Origin of the sequence: Promicromonospora sp. MS192 (assembly GCF_049532985.1) — a bacterium.
Lineage (GTDB): Bacteria > Actinomycetota > Actinomycetes > Actinomycetales > Cellulomonadaceae > Promicromonospora.
Genome location: NZ_CP186693.1, coordinates 1,282,645 through 1,302,078, shown reverse-complemented (window position 1 = coordinate 1,302,078; position 19,434 = coordinate 1,282,645). Strand labels below are relative to the sequence as shown.

Sequence of the window (19,434 nt, the reverse complement as noted above, 5' to 3'; positions counted from 1 at the left end):
GGCTACCGGGCCGGCGGCGGGTTGCGGATCGCCGCGTCGATCCGGGTGAGCACCCCACGGGAGCGCTCCAGCTCGGCCCGGTACCGCTCGGGCAGGTCGGCGGCGAGCCGGCGGCGCATCTCCACGGCCTCCCGCGCGTGGCCGAGCGCGGTGACGTTGTCCCCCACCGCGCTCAGCGCGCTGGCCAGGTTGGACAGCGCGAGCGCCAGGTCGGGCCGGTGCTTGTCCGGGTTCTCCAGCGCGAGGGCACGCCGCATGACCACGGCCTCCCGCATCGGCCGCAGGGACTCGTCGGCGCGCCCCAGGTCGAGCAGGGTGGCCCCGAGGTTGGCGAGCGCCTCGGCCAGCCCGGCGCGGTACTTCTCGGGCTCCTCGCGCACGAGCCGGCGCAGCATGTCGACGGCCTCCTGGGTGGGCCGCAGCGCCTCCTCGAACCGCCCCAGGTCGGCGTAGCGCACGCCGAGGTTGGACAGCGACTGCGCGAGGTACTTCAGCGACCGCGCGTTCTCGCGCGCCAGCTCCCGGCGGACGGCGACCGCCTCCTCCTCCAGGAGCACCGCCTCGTCGTACCGGCCCCGCCGGGCGAGGGTGACACCGAGGTTGGACAGCGAGTGGGCCAGGTAGTACAGGTACTTCTCCGGGTGCTCGCGGGCCAGGTCGCGGCGGATCTCCAGCGCCTCGCGCTCCAGCCGCAGCGACTCGTCGGCGCGGCCGACCGTCGAGTACAGCGCGCCGAGCGCGGAGAGTGCGCCGGCGAGGTCGGGGCGGGTGCCGCGCTCGTTCTCCTTCGCGAGCCGGCGCTGGATCTCCAGGGCCTCGACGAGCACGACGCCGGCCTCCTCGTACCGCCCGAGCGCCTCCAGGGTGGTGCCCAGCTGGCCGAGGGACCATGCGAGCTCGGCGAGGTGCTCGGGACGGTCCGCGGCCAGCCGCCGCCGGATGGCGACGGCCTCGACGTTCGCGGGGAGGGCGTCCTCGGGCCGCCCGCTCTCCGTGAGGGCCTCGAAGTTGCCGAGCACGGCGGCGAGCCGCGGCTCGTACTGGACCGGGTCGCCCGCGGCGAGCCGGCGGTACAGGTCGAGCGAGGCCCGCTGCGCGGCCTCGATCTCGCCGGTCCGGCCGAGCTCCGTGTAGGACACCCCGGCGTTCTGCAGGGCGCGCGCGTGCTCGGCGTCGGCCCAGGGCCCGTCCCCCGGCGGGAACCGGCGGCACAGTGCCACGACCTCCTCCTGGACGGTCAGGGCGTCACCGTGCCGGCCCACCGCCCAGTACCCCATGCCCAGGTTGTTCAGCGCGGTGCACAGCGGCGGCCGGTACCGGTCGGCGTCGTCGCGCGACAGCTCCCGCCACAGCGCCACGGCCTCGCGCAGCACCACCACCGCGGCGTCCGGGTCGCCCTCGGCCACCAGCGTGGTGCCGAGGTCGCTCAGCGCCTCGGCACGCTGCGCCACCCCGCCGGCCGTGCGCGACAGCTCCGCGGCCCGGTGCGTGAGCCGGTCCAGGACCGGCACCACCAGGGGGCCCGAGGAGCGCGGCAGCCGGCGGATGACGCGCAGCAGGCCGGGCAGGTCCGCGGCCGATCCGGCCGGCAGCGCGGCGGCCACCACCTCGATCACCTCGCCGGTCACGTCGCGCTCGGCAGTAGGACGGTCCAGCCCCATCGCCGCGGCGAACCCGAGCACGGCGAACGCCTGGTCGGCGTCCAGGTCGCTCGTGCACCGGGCAGCCAGCGCGGCCGAGGCGGTCAGGACCCGCGAGACGAGCAGCTCCCCCAGCCGCGGCACGGCGGGCAGGTGGGCACGTACCCACACCAGGACGTCGGCCTCCCGCCCGGGTGCCGCTCCCGCCCCGGCCCGGCGCAGAGCCGCCCGGAGCCCATCGTCGGAGGCGTCGCCCAGCAGGGTCGCCACGGTCAGGACGGCGTCGGCGACCGTGACGTCCTCGTCCGCGGGTCCGGGCCCGGGCGACCGCTCTGAGAGCAGCCCGGCCGCCACGGCCGACGCCGTCCAGCCGGCCCGCTCGCGTTCGAGCACCACGCCGAGCGCCGCGGCCGGGTCGGGGACGTCGCCGTCCAGCACCGCGACGAGGGCCACGGCGTGCAGGTCCAGGACGCGCGGCCGGCGGTCCGGCGCCGGGTCGTACCGGATCCGGGGCACCGGCCGCCCCAGGGCACGGGCGAACCGGGAGGCGGCCGCCTCGATCACGGCACGCTCGCCGTCCGGCCGCTCGACGGCCAGGTCGAGCGCCGGGTCGTACGCGACGTCCAGGCTGCCCTCCAGCGCCGGGTCCAGCGCCATCTGGGTGACCGACGGAGTCCCGCCGGCCCACAGGCTGCTCGTCCACCGCTCGCGCGGCCACCACTGCCCGCCGGTGCGGGCCAGGAGGAGCACGCGCAGGCGGCCGCGCCACCGGGTCGCACCGATCGCGTCGAGCATGGCGGGCAGCCCGGCCCGGAACCCGGCGTCGTCCACGACGAGCAGGACGCGCCGGGCGTCGGCGACGCGCTCGACCGTCGCAACCTCCTGACCGGGCGGTACGTGGACCACGGTCCAGCCCGTGCGCCGCAGCCGCCGGCCGAGCTCCAGGGCCAGCCGCGTCTTGCCGACGCCGCCCAGACCCGACAGCAGGCGCAGCGCCACCGGCTCGCGGGAGCGCACCCACGAGCGCAGCTCCGCGAGCTCCCGTCCTCGCCCGGTGAAGGGCACGACGCACCGCTCGGGCGCGAGGAGGGCAGCGGGCGACGCGCCCCGTGCCTCGTCGGGTCCGGGTCGGCTCATGAGGCGTTATCCAACAGCACTCCGGCTGTCCTGACCAGTGACCGTGTGATACCACCGGGCACCCCGCGCACATGCATCGCACCAGTTCAGGGCGCTGTGAGCCCGATCCGGCCGGTGTCGCGCACCGCATCCCGAAAACGGCGACGGCCCGCCGCCCCCGGTACGGGGAGCGACGGGCCGTCGAACGGCTCGGGTCAGTTGCCCGTGAGCTTCTCGCGAAGCGCGGCGAGCGCCTCGTCCGAGGCCAGCGTGCCACCGGCCTCCTCGACCGGGGCCGAGGAGTACGAGGTGTTGCCGGCGGGAGCGGAGGCCGGGGCGTCGGAGGACGCGTCCGTGTCCGCGGCCAGCGCCTCGGCGACCTGCTTGCGGTGCGCGGTCCAGCGCTCGTGCGCCTTGGCGTACTCCGCCTCCCACGCCTCGCGCTGCGCCTCGAAGCCCTCGAGCCACTCGTTGGTCTCCGGGTCGAAGCCGTCCGGGTACTTGTAGTTCCCGGCCTCGTCGTACTCGGCGGCCATGCCGTACAGCGCGGGATCGAAGTCCTCGGACTCCGGGTCCACGCCCTCGTTGGCCTGCTTGAGCGACAGCGAGATACGGCGGCGCTCCAGGTCGATGTCGATGACCTTGACGAACACCTCGGCACCGACGGTGACGACCTGCTCCGGCAGCTCGACGTGGCGCACGGCCAGCTCCGAGATGTGGACCAGGCCCTCGATGCCGTCCTCGACGCGGACGAACGCACCGAACGGGACGAGCTTGGTGACCTTACCCGGCACGACCTGACCGATGGCGTGCGTACGGGCGAAGGTCTGCCACGGGTCCTCCTGCGTCGCCTTCAGCGACAGCGAGACACGCTCGCGGTCGAAGTCGACGTCCAGAACCTCGACCGTGACCTCCTGGCCGACCTCGACGACCTCGGACGGGTGGTCGATGTGCTTCCAGGACAGCTCGGAGACGTGCACCAGACCGTCGACACCGCCGAGGTCCACGAACGCACCGAAGTTGACGATCGAGGAGACGACACCGGGGCGCACCTGGCCCTTCTGCAGGGTCTGCAGGAAGGTGGAGCGGACCTCGGACTGCGTCTGCTCGAGCCACGCACGACGCGACAGCACGACGTTGTTGCGGTTCTTGTCGAGCTCGATGATCTTGGCCTCGATCTCCTTGCCGACGTACGGCTGGAGGTCGCGGACGCGACGCATCTCCACGAGCGATGCGGGGAGGAAGCCGCGCAGGCCGATGTCGAGGATGAGACCACCCTTGACGACCTCGATGACGGTGCCGGTGACGACGCCGTCCTCCTCCTTGATCTTCTCGATCGTGCCCCAGGCGCGCTCGTACTGTGCGCGCTTCTTGGACAGGATCAGACGGCCTTCCTTGTCCTCCTTCTGGAGAACAAGTGCCTCGACGGCGTCGCCGACGGCGACGACCTCGCCAGGGTCGACGTCGTGCTTGATCGAGAGCTCCCGGGACGGGATGACACCCTCGGTCTTGTAGCCGATGTCGAGAAGGACCTCGTCACGGTCCACCTTGACGATCGTGCCTTCGACGATGTCACCATCGTTGAAGTACTTGATGGTGGCGTCGATGGCAGCAAGGAAGTCCTCCTCGGTGCCGATGTCGTTGACGGCAACCTGGGGGGCGGACTTCGCAGGGGTGGAGATGGTCATTGAGTTCGATGCTCCGATGCGGACATGGCGTAGTACGGACAGGGTCTGTGTGAGCTCTGCGTGTGCGGCGCTCGTGAGGTGCCGGTGGTCGCCGGAAGGCGCACGGCACCGCCAGTCATCCTAGTGGCGCCGCGGCGGGATGGTCAACGCGAGCCGCACCCGCCGCGGCACCCCCGGGACCGTCAGAGCGCGAGCTCCAGGTCCCGGCCCGGGATGGCGTCGAGCAGCGCCCGCGTGTAGTCCGTGCTCGGCGAGTCGAAGACGGCGTCGACCGTGCCCTCCTCGACCATGCGGCCCTGCTGCATCACCAGCACGCGGTCGGCGATCTGCCGCACCACCGCGAGGTCGTGGGTGATGAAGAGGTAGGTCAGGCCCAGCTCCTCCTGGAGGCTCGCGAGGAGCTGGAGGATCTGCGCCTGCACCACGACGTCGAGCGCCGAGACGGCCTCGTCGCACACCACGAGCTCGGGCGACAGGGCCAGGGCCCGCGCGATGGCGACGCGCTGGCGCTGCCCGCCGGACAGCTCCGACGGGAACCGCTGGAGCTGCCCCTTGCTGAGGGCCACCTGCTCGGCGAGCTCCTCCACCCGGGCCCGCCGGGCCCGCGCGTCCCCGTAGTCGTGGGCGCGCAGCGGCTCCTCGATCGCGCGGAACACCGAGTACAGCGGGTCGAGCGACGAGTACGGGTCCTGGAACACGGGCTGCACCCGGCGCCGGTAGGCGATCTGCTCCCGGTGCCCGCCCGCGCCCACGACGGCGCCGTCGAACGTGATGGTGCCCCGCGTCGGCTTCTCGATGTCGAGGATCATCCGGGCCAGCGTGGACTTGCCCGAACCGGACTCCCCCACCACGGCCACGGTCGACCCGCGCGGGATGTCCAGGCTCACGCCGTCCACGGCGGTGAAGTCCTTGCTCCGCGCGAACAGGCTGTTGCCGCGGATGGAGAACACCTTGCTGACGTCCTGCACGGACACCAGGGGCGCCACCTCCTTCGCGGCGGGGTGCCCGTTCGCCGACCCGTCCTCGGCCGCGGCGACGTCCGCCGCCGTCTCGCCGTGGGCGAGGAGGGCCTCGTCCAGCACCTCGTCCAGCCCGCGCTCGCGCGCGATCTCGATGCGGCGCGACGCCAGCGACGGCGCCGCCGCCATGAGGCGCTTGGTGTACTCGTGCTGCGGCGCGGTGAGCACCTGCCGGGCAGGGCCCTGCTCCACGATGTCGCCGCGGTACATGACCACGACGATGTCGGCGCGCTCGGCCGCGAGACCGAGGTCGTGGGTGATGAGCAGCACGGCGGTGCCGAGCTCCTCGGTCAGGCCCGAGAGCTGGTCGAGGATGCCCCGCTGCACGGTGACGTCCAGGGCGGAGGTCGGCTCGTCCGCCACCAGCAGCGCGGGGCGCCCCGACAGGCCCATGGCGATGAGCGCGCGCTGGCGCATGCCGCCCGAGAACTCGTGCGGGTACTGGGAGGCCCGGCGCCGCGCGTCGGGCAGGCCGACCTCCTCGAGCAGCTCGACCGTGCGGTCGCGGGCGTCCCGGCGCGTGCGCAGGCCGTTGTCGATCAGCCCCTCGTCGATCTGCCGGCCGATCGGCAGGATGGGGTTGAGGTTGGTCATCGGGTCCTGCGGCACCAGGCCCAGCTCCGTGCCGCGCAGCTGCGCCATGCGCTGCGGGCTCACGGCGCCGAGGTCCTCGTCCTTGAACCAGATGTGCCCCTCGGCCACCGAGCCGTTGCTCGCGAGCAGTCCCAGGACCGCCATGGCGAGGGTCGTCTTGCCGGAGCCCGACTCCCCCACGATCGCCACGGTCTGACCGCGGCGGACCACCAGGTTCGCGTTCGACACGGCGCGCGCGGCACCGTGCTCCGTGCGGAAGTCGACGCTCATGTCCTCGACGCGCAGGACGACGTCGTCGGCCGGGTTCTTGTCAGCGATGTCGTTCATCGTCGGGTCCTGTTCCGGGGGTCGAGGGCCTCGCGCAGGCTCTCGCCCACGAGGGTGAAGCCGAGGGCCGTCACGGCGATGCAGATGCCGGGCAGGATCGCCAGCCGCGGCGCGACCGCGAGCTCCTGCTGGGCGGCCGTCAGCATGCGTCCCCACTCCGCGGTGGACGGCTCGCCGCCACCCAGGCCGAGGAAGGACAGCGCGGCGGCCTCGATCACGGCCGTGGCCAGGCTGAGGGTGGCCTGCACGATGACGGGGCCCACGCTGTTGGGCAGCACGTGGCTCATCGTCACCGACCGACGTGTCAGCCCGAGGGCGGACGCCGCCAGGACGTAGTCCTGCCCCTTCTGCGCCAGCATGGAACCGCGCAGCAGGCGGGCGAAGATCGGCACCTGCACCACGCCGATGGCGATGATGACCGCCATCGAGGACTGGCCCACGATCGCCGCGATCGAGACCGCCAGGAGCAGCGAGGGCACCGAGAGCATCAGGTCGACCAGGCGCATGACCGCGAAGTCGACCCACTTGCCGAACCAGCCGGCGAGCAGGCCCAGGAGCAGACCGCCCGCGAGGCCGAAGAGGGTGGACAGCACGCCGACCAGGAGCGAGGCCTGGGCACCCCAGATCAGCTTGCTCAGCACGTCGCCGCCGTAGCGGTCCAGGCCGAGCGGGTACTCGGCCGACGGGCCGGGGATCATGGTGGGCCGCACCTCGGCGCGGCCGGGCAGCTCGGTGCCGCCGTAGGGAGCGAGCACCGGCGCGAGCAGCGCCACGACGACGAAGACCGCGACGATCACGAAGCCGATGATCGCGACGGGGTTCTTGCGCAGGGTGCGCCAGGCACGCGCCCAGACCCCCTCGCCGCCGTGGTCGGCGCCGGCCGGGCCGTCGCCGTGGATGCTCGCGTGGAGCGGCGCGGCGGCCGCGCCGTCGGTCACAGGAAGCTCGTTGGCACTCACTGCTGCCTCCTCAGCCGGGGGTCGATCAGCCCGTACGAGACGTCGACGAGCAGGTTCACGAGGGCGTAGACCACGGCGATCATCAGCACGAAGCCCTGCATCACGGGGTAGTCGGCGTTGAACACCGAGTCCGCGAGGAAGCTGCCGATGCCGCTGAAGGCGAAGACGGTCTCGGTGAGCACCGCACCCGACAGCAGGAGGCCGACCTGCAGGCCGATCGTCGTCACCACGGGGAGCATGGCGTTCTTCAGGATGTGGTCCCCGCGCAGCCGGGACGGCTTGATGCCCTTGGCGCGCGCCGTGCGGACGTAGTCCGCGTTCTGCACCTCGGAGACGGCGGCGCGCGTCATGCGCGCCACGATCGCCAGCGGGATGGAGCCGAGCGCGATGCCCGGCAGGATCAGGTGGACCAAGGCGTCCCAGGCCGCGTCCCACTCGCCGGTGAGCAGGCCGTCCAGGACGTAGAAGTTGGTCGGGTGCGTGGCGATCATCGTGGCGCTCTGGCGGCCCGTGGTCGGGAACCAGCCCAGCTCGACGGCGAAGATGTACTTCAGGATGAAGGCCAGGAAGAACACGGGCACCGTCACGCCGATCAGCGAGACCACGACGGCCGAGTGGTCCACGATCGACCCGGCCCGGCGCGCGGCGACGTAGCCCAGCGGGATGCCGATGCCGATCGCGAAGACCAGCGCCACCACGGTGAGCTCGATGGTGGCCGGGAACCGCGTGAGGAACTCGTCCAGCACGGGCCGGCCGCTCTGCAGCGAGACGCCGAAGTCGCCCTGCAGCAGGCGCAGCAGGTACTTGCCGTACTGCACGATCAGCGGCTGGTCGAGACCGAGCTGGGCCTCGATCTCGGCTGCGGCCTCGGGGGTGTACCGCTCGCCGAGCATGGCCTGGACCGGGCCACCCGGCAGGGCTCGCACCCAGCCGAACAGCAGGACCGACAAGCCCAGCAGGAGGGGTATCAGGAGCAGCAGGCGCTGCACGATCAGTCTGAGCATCGTTCCTCGGCAGACATGCGTTTCTGCGGTCGCCCGGCCGGGGCTCGTGACCGGCCGCCGGACGACTCCGGACAGCGGTCGGGGCGCGGCACCAGCCGCGCCCCGACCTGAGGTGTTTCACCCTAAGGCGTGGGCGCCCCAGGTAGTTCGGGAGGGAACCTTACCCCCGCCGACCTGTCACCCCTTACTCGCCACCGCCGAGGCTGATGACGTTGTAGACCTCGTCCTGCACCGGGGAGATCGGGTAGCCCTCGACCCCGGGGGCCACGACGAGCGACGGCACCGGGCTGGCCAGCGGGACACCGGGCAGGGCGTCCATGATCACCTCGTTGGCGTTCTTGTAGGCGTCCTCCTGCTCCTCGAGCGGAGCGTTGCGGGCGTCCTTGATCGCGTCGAAGACGTCCTGGTCGTCGAAGCCCCACTCCAGCGACTTCGCCCCGAAGAACGTGCCGATGAAGTTGTAGGTGTCGTTGTAGTCACCCGTCCAGCCCAGCAGGTGCAGACCGTGGTTCTCGCCACCCTGGATGGTGTCGATGTACGTCGGGCTCCACGGCTCCGGCGTGGCCGTCACCGTGATGCCGACCTCCTCGAGGTCCGCGGAGACGGCCTCGTAGATCGCGGCGGGGTCCGGCATGTACGGACGCGAGACCTCGGTCGGGTAGTTGAACTCGAGCTCGAGGTTCTCCTGGCCGGCCTCGGCGAGCAGCTCCTTGGCCTTCTCCGGGTCGTAGTCGTAGGTCGTGACGTCGTCGCTGTAGCCCGTCACGATCTCCGGCACGAACTGCGTGGCGGGCGTGGTGCCCTCCGGCAGCGCGGCCTGGACCAGGGCGTCCTTGTCGATCGCGTGGGCGATCGCCTGACGCACGCGGATGTCGTCCAGCGGCTTGGCGGCCTGGTTCATGCCCAGGTACAGGATGTTGAACGCGTCGCGGTCGAGGATGGTGTAGCCGGCCTCCTTGAGCGCGTCGACGTCGGCGGGCGCGACCAGGTCGTAGCCGTCGATGTCACCGGCCTCGAGGGCCTGGCGCCGGGCGGTGCCGTCGGAGATCACCGTGAAGACGATGGTCTTGACGTCGCCGACCTCGCCCCAGTAGTTCTCGTTGGCGGCCAGCGTGACGCTCTCGCCGCTCTTCCACTCCTGGAACGTGTACGGGCCCGTGCCGGTCGGGTGCTCCCGGCCGTACTCGGTGAGCTGCGGCGCGTCGGCCGTGCCCTGGACGTCGTCGGCCCCGAACTCCTCCAGCGCCGTGGGCGACTGCATGGAGAACGACGGCAGCGACAGTGCCGGGATCAGCTCGGGGATCGGCGTGTTCAGCGTGACGACGGCGGTCGCGGCGTCGGACGCCTCGCACGAGTCGTACAGGCTGTCCTCGCCCGTGCCGCCGAAGACGGCCTTGTAGTAGTACGAGAGGTTCTCGTGGGCGGCCAGGCCGGTCCAGTCGTGCCAGCGGTCGAAGTTGGCGCACACGGCCTCGGCGTCGAAGTCCGTGTCGTCGTGGAACTTCACGCCCTCCTTGAGGTGGAACGTGTACGTCAGGCCGTCCTCGCTGATGTCCCAGCTCTCGGCGAGCAGCGGGGCGGGGTCGGCGGTACCCGGCTCGACGCCGACCAGACCCTCGAAGATCTGACGGGCGACCCGGAACGTCTCGCCGTCGCTGGCGAACGCGGGGTCGAGCGAGCTCGGCTCCGCCGATCCGGCGAAGACGAACGTGCCGTCACTGCCCCCGCCCTCGCCGCCGTCGGCGTCCCGCTCGCTCGCGACACAACCGCTCAGAGCCACTGCGAGCGCAGTCACCAGGGTGACGCCGCCCGCAAGGCGCGTAGCGCGTCGACGCATGGCACTCTCCTTCCTCGAGCGCACCGGCCGGACCCGGGTTCGGGCACGACGGCGCGCAGACGTTTGCGCCTGACCTTAGGAGCCCTTTCGTTGCTTCCGTATTTCTCCCCAGGACTCGCAATCCAATCGTGACCCTTTTGTTACCGCGGTGTATGTGCTAGTTGGCCGCCGGTTCAGGAAGGCGTGCGCGGCCGTCGCGGCCGGGGATGATGGTGCCGTGAGCGACGACGAACCCGTGTCCTTCGGCTACCGCGACGTGCCCGACGACGGCGGCGCGGCCCGGAGCTGGTGGGACGCCAACGCCGGCGAGTACCTGGACGAGCACCGCGACTTCCTCGGCGACGCCGGGTTCCGCTGGGGGCCGGAAGGCCTGACGGAGGCGGAGGCCGGCCTGCTCGGCGACGTGGCCGGGCGGGACGTGCTGGAGGTCGGGGCGGGTGCGGCGCACTGCTCGCGCTGGCTGGCCTCGCGGGGCGCCCGGGCGGTCGCCACCGACTACTCGGCAGGCATGCTGGCCGGTGCCGCGGCGCTGGACACCGCCACCGGCGTCACCGTCCCGCGGCTCCAGGCGGACGCGCGGGCGCTGCCGTTCGCGGACGGGTCGTTCGACGTGGTGTTCACGTCGTTCGGCGCCCTGCCCTTCGTGCCCGACGCGGAGCGCGTGCACCGCGAGGCCGCGCGCGTGCTCCGTCCGGGCGGCCGGTGGGTGTTCTCCGTGACCCACCCGCTGCGGTGGGCGTTCCCCGACGACCCGACTCGGCGCGGCCTCACGGCGACCCGCTCCTACTTCGACCGCCGCCCCTACGTCGAGACCGACGCCGCGGACCGCGTCGTGTACGCGGAGTACCACCGCACGATCGGTGACCACGTGCGCGACGTGGCCGCCGCGGGCCTGGTCCTGACCGACCTGGTCGAGCCGGAGTGGCCCGACTGGAACACCCAGGTGTGGGGCGGCTGGGGCCCTGAACGCGGCCGCTACCTCCCGGGCACGGCGATCTTCAGCACCCGCACCCCGGCGTAGAACGCCGGCGACGTAGAACCCTGGCGAGATGGAACCGCTGTGGTTCCGTCTCGCCAGGGTTCTACGTCGCGGGTGCGGTCAGTGGCCGGCCTCGTGCCAGGTGGCGCCCGTGCCCACCGAGACGTCCAGGGGCACGGTGAGCTCGAACGCCGCGCCCATCTCGGTGCGCAGCAGGTCCTCGGCCGCGGCCCGCTCCCCCGGCGCCACCTCGAGCACGAGCTCGTCGTGCACCTGGAGCAGCAGCCGCGACGTCAGCCCGCGGGCGTCCAGCTCACGCTGCACGCGCAGCATGGCGAGCTTGATGATGTCGGCCGCGCTGCCCTGGATGGGGGCGTTCAGCGCCATGCGCTCGGCCATCTGGCGGCGCTGCCGGTTGTCGCTCGTCAGGTCGGGCAGGTACCGGCGCCGGCCCAGGATGGTGGCCGTGTACCCGGTGGCCCGCGCCTCCTCGACGACGCCCGCCAGGTAGTCGCGCACACCGCCGAACCGCTCGAAGTAGTCGTCCATCAGGGTCTGCGCCTCGCTCGTGGCGATGTTCAGCTGCTGCGACAGGCCGAACGCGCTCAGACCGTAGGCCAGGCCGTAGGACATGGCCTTGATCTTGGAGCGCATGTCCGCCGTGACGTCCGCGGGCGCCACCTCGAACACCCGCGAACCCACGTAGCGGTGCAGGTCCTCACCCGAGTTGAACGCCGCGATCAGGCCCTCGTCGCCCGACAGGTGCGCCATGATCCGCATCTCGATCTGGCTGTAGTCGGCGGTGAGCAGCGACTCGTACCCCTCGCCCACGCGGAACGCCCGCCGGATCTGCCGGCCCGCCTCCGTGCGGATGGGGATGTTCTGCAGGTTGGGGTCGGTCGAGCTCAGCCGGCCGGTCGCGGCGATGGTCTGCTGGAACGTGGTGTGGATGCGGCCGTCGGACGCCACCGACTTCAGCAGTCCCTCCACCGTGACCCGCAGGCGCGACACGTCACGGTGGGCGAGCAGGTGCGCCAGGAACGGGTGCTCGGTCTTGACGAACAGGTCCTGCAGGCTCGCGGCGTCCGTGGTGTAGCCGGTCTTGATCTTCTTCGTCTTCGGCATGCCGAGCTGGTCGAACAGGACCTCCTGGAGCTGCTTGGGGCTGCCCAGGTTCACCTCCCGCCCGATCACGTCGTACGCCTGCGCCGCCGCGTCCGCCACACCCTGGGCGAACTGCTTCTCCAGGCCGGTCAGGTAGTCGGTGTCGGCGGCGATGCCGATGCGTTCCATCCGCGCCAGCACGCCCGACAGCGGCAGCTCCACGTCGGTCAGCAGGCCGGTCGCGTCCCGGTCGGCCAGCTCGCCGGACAGTGCCTCCGCCAGCTCGGCCACGCCGTGGGCGCGCACCGCCTCGGCCTGCCCCTCCGTGTCGCCCTCGAGCGAGAGGTCCAGCGCACCCTGCGCGCCCTCGGGCTCCGCGACCTTCAGCTCGCGCCCGATGTGCCGCACCGCGAGGTCGCCCAGGTCGTAGCCGCGCTGGTCCGGGTAGCAGAGGTATGCCGCGAGCTCGGTGTCGAACGTGACGCCCGCGAGCTCCATGCCCCGGGCCGCGAGCATGTGGGAGGCCGCCTTGGCCCCGTGCAGGATCTTGGCCGCCCCCGGGTCCGCGAACCAGGCCGCGAGCGCCTTCTCGTCCTCGGGTCCCACCTGGGTGAGGTCGACGTAGACCGCCTCGCCACCGGGCTCCGCGACGGCCACGGCCCAGGCGTCCCCGCCGCCGGGGACTGCCTTGCCCGCCACCTCCACGCCCACGGCGCCGCCGCGGGCGGCGAGCCAGTCGCCGAGCGCCCCCGGTGCGACGTCGGCCAGGTCGATCTCGACGGCGACGCCCGCGGGCGCCTCGTCGGCGGTGCCGCCCGCCGGGTCCACGGCGAGCAGCCGGTCGCGGAGCTGGCCGAACTGGAGCGTGTCCGACACGAGGTGCACGGCCTCGCGGTCGAAGCCCGCCAGGGCGAGGTCGCCGACGCCGAGCGGCAGCTCGACGTCGGTCAGCAGCGCGTTCAGCTCACGGTTCACCCGGACCTGGTCCAGGTGCGCGCGCAGGCTCTCCCCTGCCTTGCCCTTGACCTCGTCGGCCGCGTCGAGCAGGGCGGCAAGACCGCCGTGCGCGGTGATCCACTTGGCCGCGGTCTTGGGCCCGACGCCGGGCACCCCCGGCAGGTTGTCGCTGGTCTCGCCGACGAGCGCGGCGAGGTCCGGGTAGCGCTCGGGCGGCACGCCGTACTTGGCCTCGACCGCCTCGGGGTCCATGCGGGCCAGCTCGGACACGCCCTTCTTCGGGTACAGGACCGTGACGTGGCCGTTGACGAGCTGCAGGGCGTCGCGGTCACCCGAGCAGATCAGCACCTCCATGTCCGCCGCGCGGGCCTGGGTGGCCAGGGTCGCCAGGATGTCGTCCGCCTCGATGCCCTCGAGCTGCACGAAGGGGACGCGCAGCGCGTCGAGCACCTCCTTGATGAGCGGCACCTGGCCCTTGAACGCGTCCGGCGTGGCGTCGCGCGTGCCCTTGTACTCGGGGAACCGTTCCGTACGGAACGTCACGCGGCCCGCGTCGAACGCGACGGCCAGGTGCGTCGGCTGCTCGTCGCGCAGCAGGTTCGTCAGCATCGACGTGAACCCGTAGACGGCGTTGGTGATCTGTCCCGAGCTCGTCGCGAGCGTGTCCGGCAGTGCGTAGAACGCCCGGTAGGCCATGGAATGGCCGTCGATCAGCAGGAGGCGAGGGCGGCCCGGCGCGGGCGTTCCAGGAGTGCGGCTTGGCGCTGTGGAGGTCACGCCTGACAACATAGCCCGCATGACTGACACGAGCGCTTCCGCGACGCCGTCCGAGCCCGGCACCGGCACCAAGATCGACTGGAAGGCGATGTACGCCACCGGCACCGCGGGCACGCTGTTCGAGCGCATGGAGATGGAGCTGCTGGAGCTCGCGCCGGACCGGGCGGTGGGGCGCATCCCGGTGAAGGGCAACACGCAGCCCGCGGGCCTGCTGCACGGCGGCGCGTCGGTGGTGCTCGCGGAGACCCTCGGCTCGCTGGCGGCCCAGGCGCACGCGGGGCCGGGCCGGAACGCGGTGGGCATCGAGGTCAGCGCCACCCACCACCGGGGGGCGCGGGACGGCTACGTCACGGGTACGGCGACGGCGCTCCACCTGGGCCGCACGACGGCGTCCTACGAGATCGTGATCACCGACGACGCGGGCAAGCGGATCTGCACCTCGCGCCTGACGTGCATGATCCTCGGCTGAGCCGGGCCCGAGGGCTCGGCGCGCGGCAGGGGCCTCAGCCCGCGCGCGCGGGACGGCGGCCCGACGGCGCACCGCCCCCGACCCGGCGCATGTCGATGGGGCCGGACTCCGTCACGGACCGGGTGCGGCGCCGGCGGGCGATGAGGTCCTCGATACCCCCGCGACCGAACCGCCGGGCGGCGTGCGCGGCGTCCCGGGGCGTGGCGTCGGCCGCGAGGCGGCGCTGCAGGGCGGCGACGGACGCGACGCGGTGGCCTGCCGCAGGGGCGAACCCGAGCCGGGCCAGGAAGCGCTGCACCGCCCGGTTGCCGGGGACGGGCGCCGAGTAGACGTCGACGCACTCGTGCTCGGCCGCGACGTCGGCGGCCGCCCGCAGGAGCGCGTGCCCGACGCCGTGCCGTCGCGCCCGCGGCGCGACGAACAGCATGTCGAGGTAGAGGCTCGGGCGACGCGCGAACAGGTAGGCACCCACGACCCGGCCGAGCACGACGCCGACGACCCGGCCGTCGAGGTCCGCCACCAGCACGTGCCCGCCCGCCGCGAGCAGCACGCTGAGGTGCTCCAGCAGGCGGTCGGTGTCCTGGGCCCCGAGCTGGGCGCCCTCGGGCGAGTCGTCCCGGGCGTCGGCGGCCAGCGCGGCGACGGCGCGCAGGTCGTCCTCGCGCGCGGAACGGATCTCGAGCACGTCTCTCTCCTCCCGGCGGTCTGCGGGGCCGGGCCTCACGGCCGGCCCGCGCAGACACTAGTCCTCGGTCGGGCGGCGGAAAACACGCGAACCCCGATTTCACCCGCTCTAGGCGTCCGAGCCGACGGCGCACCCGCACGGACGACTCAGGCCCCGACCTGCTCGATGACGGCGTCGGCGACCTCGCGCATGGTGAGGCGGCGGTCCATCGAGGTCTTCTGGATCCAGCGGAACGACTCCGGCTCCGACAGGCCCATCTTGGTCATGAGCAGGCCCTTGGCCCGGTCCACGCGCTTGCGGGTCTCGAAACGCTCGGTCAGGTCCGCGACCTCGGCCTCGAGCGCGCCGATCTGCGAGTAGCGCGAGATCGCGATCTCGACGGCGGGCAGCAGGTCGGCCGGGGTGAACGGCTTGACCACGTACGCCATGGCGCCGGCGTCACGGGCGCGCTCCACGAGCTCGGTCTGCGAGAACGCCGTGAGCAGCACCACGGGGGCGGCGTGGGCCTTGCCGATGCGCTCGGCGGCGGAGATGCCGTCCAGCTCGGGCATCTTGACGTCCATCACCACGACGTCGGGCTTGAGCTCGATGGCGAGGTTCACGGCGGTCTCGCCGTCGCCGGCCTCCCCCACCACGTCGAACCCGGCCTCGCGCAGGGTCTCCACCACGTCCATGCGGATGAGCGCCTCGTCCTCCGCCACGACGGCACGGCGCGAGGGGGTGGCAGGAGCAGCCTCCGGCTCGGCGTCGATCATCGGGGGCAGATCCAGGGGAAGCTTCTCGGTGTTCTCGTCGGTCACGGGGAACATCCTACTTCCCGCACCTGGGCTTGGGGCCCGGTCCTGGGGTGTGGTTCGATAAGCGCCGAGCCGGGTTGGCGGAACAGGCAGACGCGGCGCTCTCAAAAAGCGCTGCCCGCGAGGGCGTGTGGGTTCGAGTCCCACACCCGGCACTCTCGCAGTCACGGCGTCCGAGGCCGCCGGCGGCGGCCTCGGCCCTGGTGCCGGCACCGCTCGGACCGCTCAGACCTCCACCGCGAGCTCCGGCACCGGATTCCGCTCGTAGCGCACCACCTCCAGGCCGAACTCGGCGAGGATCTCCGGGAGCAGGCGCACCACGTCACGGTCCTTCTCCTGGTTCTCCGGGGGCAGCTGCGACCACGGCACGCCGATCATCGGGTGCACCTTGGCGGCGTCGTCCCGCACGGGCCCGGTACGCCAGCCCTGGGCGACCCGGACCGACTCCCACAGCTCGTGCTCGGCCTCGGCCAGGCGGTCCAGCTCCTCCCCCTCGAACACGACCTCGGGGGCGCCGTCGCGCGGGGCGATGGTCGCGCCCATTCGCGCCAGGCGCGCCGGCAGACCGACCACCCACCCCCGGTTGGAGGCCCGCAGGTCCTCCGGCAGGTCCTCCCAGCGCACCATGGCGGGCACCTCGCCCCAGCCGACGCCGCGCTCGCGCTGGTTGCGCAGGTACACGTGGTGCACCGACCGCGCGATCCGCTCGTACATGTCCGCGTGGGCGCGCGCCTCCTCGCGCTCGACGTCGGCGAGCAGGTCGCGCATCGTCACGGTGCGCAGCCGGCCGTCCAGGTCGTCGAGCACGCGCGAGGCCTCCGTGCCGAACGCGCGCGTGAGCCCCGCGAGGCCGTCCAGCAGGAGCACGAGGGAGCCGGGTCCGCCGTGCCACAGGTTCGTCACGGTGAGGGCGACACGCAGCGACGTGCCCTCGTCGGCGTCGCACACGTAGACCAGGTCGGGCCGCCCGTGGCTGCCTCGGCCGAGCCCGGGCGCGGCGCGCAGCTCGATCTTCTCGGCCACGGGCGACCAGCGGGCCCGCAGCGACTCGACCACCGCCACGGCGTCGTCGGCCATGAGGTCGACCGCCAGGCGCACGCCGTCGCCCGCCAGCTCCCACTCGCGGGCCAGGCCCACGACCAGCGCCTTGGCGAACTCGCCCGAGCCGACCACCGCGACCCGGGTCAGCGGGCCGGGCCCACCGGGCGCGTCCAGGAGGTGACGTACCTCGCGCGCGGCGAGCGCCTGCGCGGCGATGACGTCGAGCGTGAAGAAGTCCACGCCCGGCTCGGCGCAGCTCAGGTGCCGCGCCTGGAGCGCGACGCCGAGATCCGGGTCGCTGACGTGGGCGTACAGCCGGGCGGGGCCGCTGCCGGCCCGGCGGACGGCCTCCTCCGCCTCGGCCACGGTGAGCACGTTGGCGGTCGCGTCGGTGCTGTCGTCGCCGCACGCGTACAGGACGGTCGCGCCCGGCAGCCCGGCGTCGAGCAGGCCCGAGGCGTCGGCGGCGCGCAGCACGCGGTGCCCGGCCGCCTCGAGCGCGGCGGTCACGGTGTCCGCGGCATCGGTCTGCCCGACGACGACGGCATGTCCCCGCGCGCGCCGGTCCCGCATCCGGCGCAGCTCCCCGGTGAACAGGACGCGGGCCGCCTCGAACAGGGCGTACACCGCGGTGCCGGGGGCGAGGAAGCGGGCGACCTGAAGCTGCCAGGAGAGCTCGCCGCCACCGCTGGCGGGGTCGGCGCCCATGACGAAGAGCTGCAGACCCTGGTAGACGACGTCGTACCACGTGCGGCCGGGCTGGTGGTCGGTGTCGAGCGCGAGGCCCCACGAGCCGAGTCCGAGGGAGACGAGCACCAGGGCGGCGAAGCCGACGCGGGTCCAGGGAAAGGTGCGCTTCACGTTCGGAACAATAGCGACATCTCACACCCGGTCGCCGAGGTAGAACCCTGGCGAGACAGACCGGTGGCCGGACGCTGGTCTGCGTCCGGCCACCGTGCGGCGGGTGGCGCCGGTCAGACCAGGGTGCGGCCTTCCGTGTGCGAGCCGATGCGGTGCACCAGGATCGAGTTGGTCGTGCCCGGGACGCCGACCGGCGCGCCCGAGACCACCACGACCGTGTCGCCCTTCTCGGCCAGGCCCTGCTCCTGCAGGGTCAGGTCCACCTGGGCCACCATGGCGTCCACCGTGTCGACCTTGGGCACCAGGTACTCGCTGGTGCCCCACGTCAGCGCGAGCGTGTTGGCCACGTGCTGCTCGGGCGTGAAGGCGAGCAGCGGGATGGACGAGCGCAGGCGGGACATGCGCCGGGCGGAGTCACCGGACTGCGTGAACGTCACGAGGTACTTCACCCCGAGCGTCTCGCCGATCTCGGCGGCGGCCCGCGTGATGGCGCCACCGCGGGTGTGCGGCGTCGAGCCGAGCGGCGCGATGCGCTCCCGGCCGGCCTCCTCCGTGGCCTCGATGATGCGGGCCATGGTCTGCACGGTGACGATCGGGTAGTCGCCGACCGACGTCTCGCCGGACAGCATGACCGCGTCGGCGCCGTCGAGCACCGCGTTGGCGCAGTCCGAGGCCTCGGCGCGGGTCGGCGTCGGCGACGTGGTCATCGACTCCAGCACCTGCGTGGCCACGATGACCGGCTTGGCGTTGCGGCGCGCCATCTCGACGATCCGCTTCTGCACCAGCGGCACCTGCTCCAGCGGCATCTCGACCGCCAGGTCACCGCGCGCCACCATGACGCCGTCGAACGCGGCGATGACCTCGGCGAGGTTCTCCACGGCCTGCGGCTTCTCGATCTTGGCGATGACGGGGACCGTGCGGCCCTCCTCCTCCATCACGCGGCGGACGTCCTCGTAGTCCTTGGCGGACCGCACGAACGACAGCGCGATGAAGTCGGCGCCGAGCTGCAGGGCCCAGCGCAGGTCGGACTCGTCCTTGTCGGACAGGGCCGGCACCGACACCGCGACGCCGGGCAGGTTGATGCCCTTGTTGTTCGAGACGGGCCCGGGGACCTCGACCTCGGTGATGACGCGCGGGCCCTCGACGGCGGTGACGCGCACGCGCACCTTGCCGTCGTCGATCAGCAGCGGGTCGCCCACCTGGGCGTCCTGGGCCAGGCCCTTGTGGGTGGTCGAGACGATCTCACGGTTGCCGAGGATGTCCTCGGTCGTGATGGTGAACGTGTCGCCCTTGTTCAAGAAATGCTTTTCGTCTCCCGCGAACCGGCCGAGCCGGATCTTGGGTCCCTGCAGGTCGACCAGGACGGCGACCGACTTCCCTGCGGCCTTCGCGGCCTCTCGCACGTGTCGGTAGACCGCCGCGTGCGCCTCCTGCTCGCCGTGGCTGCGGTTGATCCGCGCCACGTTCATGCCGGCGTCTACGAGTTCCCGGAGCTTCTCCGGGCTCTCCGTGGCGGGTCCGATGGTGCACACGATCTTGGCTCTGCGCATGTCTCCAGCCTAGGCATGGTGGGCGCCGCA

The 19,434-nt window shown here is 72.6% G+C and carries 13 protein-coding genes and 1 tRNA gene; 3 read left to right on the top strand and 11 right to left on the bottom strand.

All coding sequences use genetic code 11. The annotated features are described in order from the left end of the window. Positions 1 to 2: 2 nt before the first annotated feature. The 6 genes from ACO229_RS05810 to ACO229_RS05785 form a co-directional block, all read right to left on the bottom strand. On the bottom strand, positions 3 to 2,777 hold the full coding sequence (locus ACO229_RS05810; RefSeq protein ID WP_423464102.1) for a tetratricopeptide repeat protein: 2,775 nt from the start codon (positions 2,775 to 2,777) through the stop codon (positions 3 to 5). Positions 2,778 to 2,971: 194 nt separating this feature from the next. After that, positions 2,972 to 4,444, bottom strand: coding sequence for a 30S ribosomal protein S1 (gene rpsA, locus ACO229_RS05805; protein WP_253838974.1), 1,473 nt, complete (start codon positions 4,442 to 4,444; stop codon positions 2,972 to 2,974). A gap of 182 nt (positions 4,445 to 4,626) precedes the next feature. Then, positions 4,627 to 6,384 carry a dipeptide ABC transporter ATP-binding protein gene (locus tag ACO229_RS05800; protein WP_423464101.1) on the bottom strand — a complete coding sequence of 586 codons (1,758 nt, stop codon included), beginning with the start codon at positions 6,382 to 6,384 and terminating at the stop codon, positions 4,627 to 4,629. Then, complete coding sequence (locus ACO229_RS05795) at positions 6,381 to 7,322, bottom strand: ABC transporter permease (RefSeq protein ID WP_397419258.1); 942 nt, start codon at positions 7,320 to 7,322, stop codon at positions 6,381 to 6,383. The genes ACO229_RS05800 and ACO229_RS05795 overlap by 4 nt, the downstream gene beginning before the upstream one ends. Positions 7,323 to 7,339: 17 nt before the next feature. Further along, positions 7,340 to 8,347 carry an ABC transporter permease gene (locus ACO229_RS05790; protein ID WP_397419254.1) on the bottom strand — a complete coding sequence of 336 codons (1,008 nt, stop codon included), beginning with the start codon at positions 8,345 to 8,347 and terminating at the stop codon, positions 7,340 to 7,342. Between the two features lie 184 nt (positions 8,348 to 8,531). Next, positions 8,532 to 10,184, bottom strand: coding sequence for an ABC transporter substrate-binding protein (locus ACO229_RS05785; protein WP_423464099.1), 1,653 nt, complete (start codon positions 10,182 to 10,184; stop codon positions 8,532 to 8,534). 217 nt (positions 10,185 to 10,401) lie between these two features. Here ACO229_RS05785 and ACO229_RS05780 point away from each other — a divergent pair, with 217 nt between their 5' ends. Next, the gene (locus tag ACO229_RS05780) at positions 10,402 to 11,205 is read left to right on the top strand and encodes a class I SAM-dependent methyltransferase (RefSeq protein ID WP_423464098.1); all 804 of its coding nucleotides are present in this window, start codon (positions 10,402 to 10,404) and stop codon (positions 11,203 to 11,205) included. Positions 11,206 to 11,283: 78 nt separating this feature from the next. On the opposite strand, the gene polA is transcribed toward ACO229_RS05780, so the two are convergent. After that, entirely contained in the window at positions 11,284 to 14,013 is a 2,730-nt protein-coding gene (gene polA, locus ACO229_RS05775; RefSeq protein ID WP_423464097.1) for a DNA polymerase I, read from the bottom strand. Positions 14,014 to 14,089: 76 nt separating this feature from the next. Here polA and ACO229_RS05770 point away from each other — a divergent pair, with 76 nt between their 5' ends. Then, positions 14,090 to 14,470 carry a PaaI family thioesterase gene (locus ACO229_RS05770; RefSeq protein WP_397417336.1) on the top strand — a complete coding sequence of 127 codons (381 nt, stop codon included), beginning with the start codon at positions 14,090 to 14,092 and terminating at the stop codon, positions 14,468 to 14,470. Positions 14,471 to 14,504: 34 nt separating this feature from the next. Here ACO229_RS05770 and ACO229_RS05765 read toward each other — a convergent pair whose 3' ends face one another. Beyond that, positions 14,505 to 15,155: a GNAT family N-acetyltransferase gene (locus tag ACO229_RS05765; protein WP_397417322.1), complete on the bottom strand. Its 651-nt coding sequence runs from the start codon at positions 15,153 to 15,155 to the stop codon at positions 14,505 to 14,507. Between the two features lie 146 nt (positions 15,156 to 15,301). Beyond that, the gene (locus ACO229_RS05760; protein WP_275977855.1) at positions 15,302 to 15,910 is read right to left on the bottom strand and encodes a response regulator; all 609 of its coding nucleotides are present in this window, start codon (positions 15,908 to 15,910) and stop codon (positions 15,302 to 15,304) included. A gap of 113 nt (positions 15,911 to 16,023) precedes the next feature. Here ACO229_RS05760 and ACO229_RS05755 point away from each other — a divergent pair. Further along, positions 16,024 to 16,107: transfer RNA gene (locus ACO229_RS05755), tRNA-Leu, on the top strand. A 70-nt stretch (positions 16,108 to 16,177) separates the two neighbouring features. Here the strand turns inward: ACO229_RS05755 and ACO229_RS05750 are convergent. Both ACO229_RS05750 and pyk read right to left on the bottom strand, forming a co-directional pair. Continuing rightward, the gene (locus ACO229_RS05750; protein WP_423464096.1) at positions 16,178 to 17,854 is read right to left on the bottom strand and encodes a RyR domain-containing protein; all 1,677 of its coding nucleotides are present in this window, start codon (positions 17,852 to 17,854) and stop codon (positions 16,178 to 16,180) included. Between the two features lie 113 nt (positions 17,855 to 17,967). Further along, positions 17,968 to 19,404 (bottom strand): pyruvate kinase, encoded by a 1,437-nt coding sequence (pyk, locus tag ACO229_RS05745; RefSeq protein WP_397417317.1) that lies wholly within the window; start codon positions 19,402 to 19,404, stop codon positions 17,968 to 17,970. Between the last annotated feature and the right edge of the window lie 30 nt (positions 19,405 to 19,434).

What these genes read in the sequence shown, in the direction of transcription:
- ACO229_RS05800 (WP_423464101.1), bottom strand. Translation starts at nt 6,384, where the DNA reads ATGAACGACATCGCTGACAAGAACCCGGCCGACGACGTCGTCCTGCGC.
- ACO229_RS05810 (WP_423464102.1), bottom strand. Translation starts at nt 2,777, where the DNA reads ATGAGCCGACCCGGACCCGACGAGGCACGGGGCGCGTCGCCCGCTGCC.
- ACO229_RS05785 (WP_423464099.1), bottom strand. Translation starts at nt 10,184, where the DNA reads ATGCGTCGACGCGCTACGCGCCTTGCGGGCGGCGTCACCCTGGTGACT.
- polA (WP_423464097.1), bottom strand. Translation starts at nt 14,013, where the DNA reads ATGTTGTCAGGCGTGACCTCCACAGCGCCAAGCCGCACTCCTGGAACG.
- rpsA (WP_253838974.1), bottom strand. Translation starts at nt 4,444, where the DNA reads ATGACCATCTCCACCCCTGCGAAGTCCGCCCCCCAGGTTGCCGTCAAC.
- ACO229_RS05770 (WP_397417336.1), top strand. Translation starts at nt 14,090, where the DNA reads ATGTACGCCACCGGCACCGCGGGCACGCTGTTCGAGCGCATGGAGATG.
- pyk (WP_397417317.1), bottom strand. Translation starts at nt 19,404, where the DNA reads ATGCGCAGAGCCAAGATCGTGTGCACCATCGGACCCGCCACGGAGAGC.
- ACO229_RS05760 (WP_275977855.1), bottom strand. Translation starts at nt 15,910, where the DNA reads ATGATCGACGCCGAGCCGGAGGCTGCTCCTGCCACCCCCTCGCGCCGT.
- ACO229_RS05790 (WP_397419254.1), bottom strand. Translation starts at nt 8,347, where the DNA reads ATGCTCAGACTGATCGTGCAGCGCCTGCTGCTCCTGATACCCCTCCTG.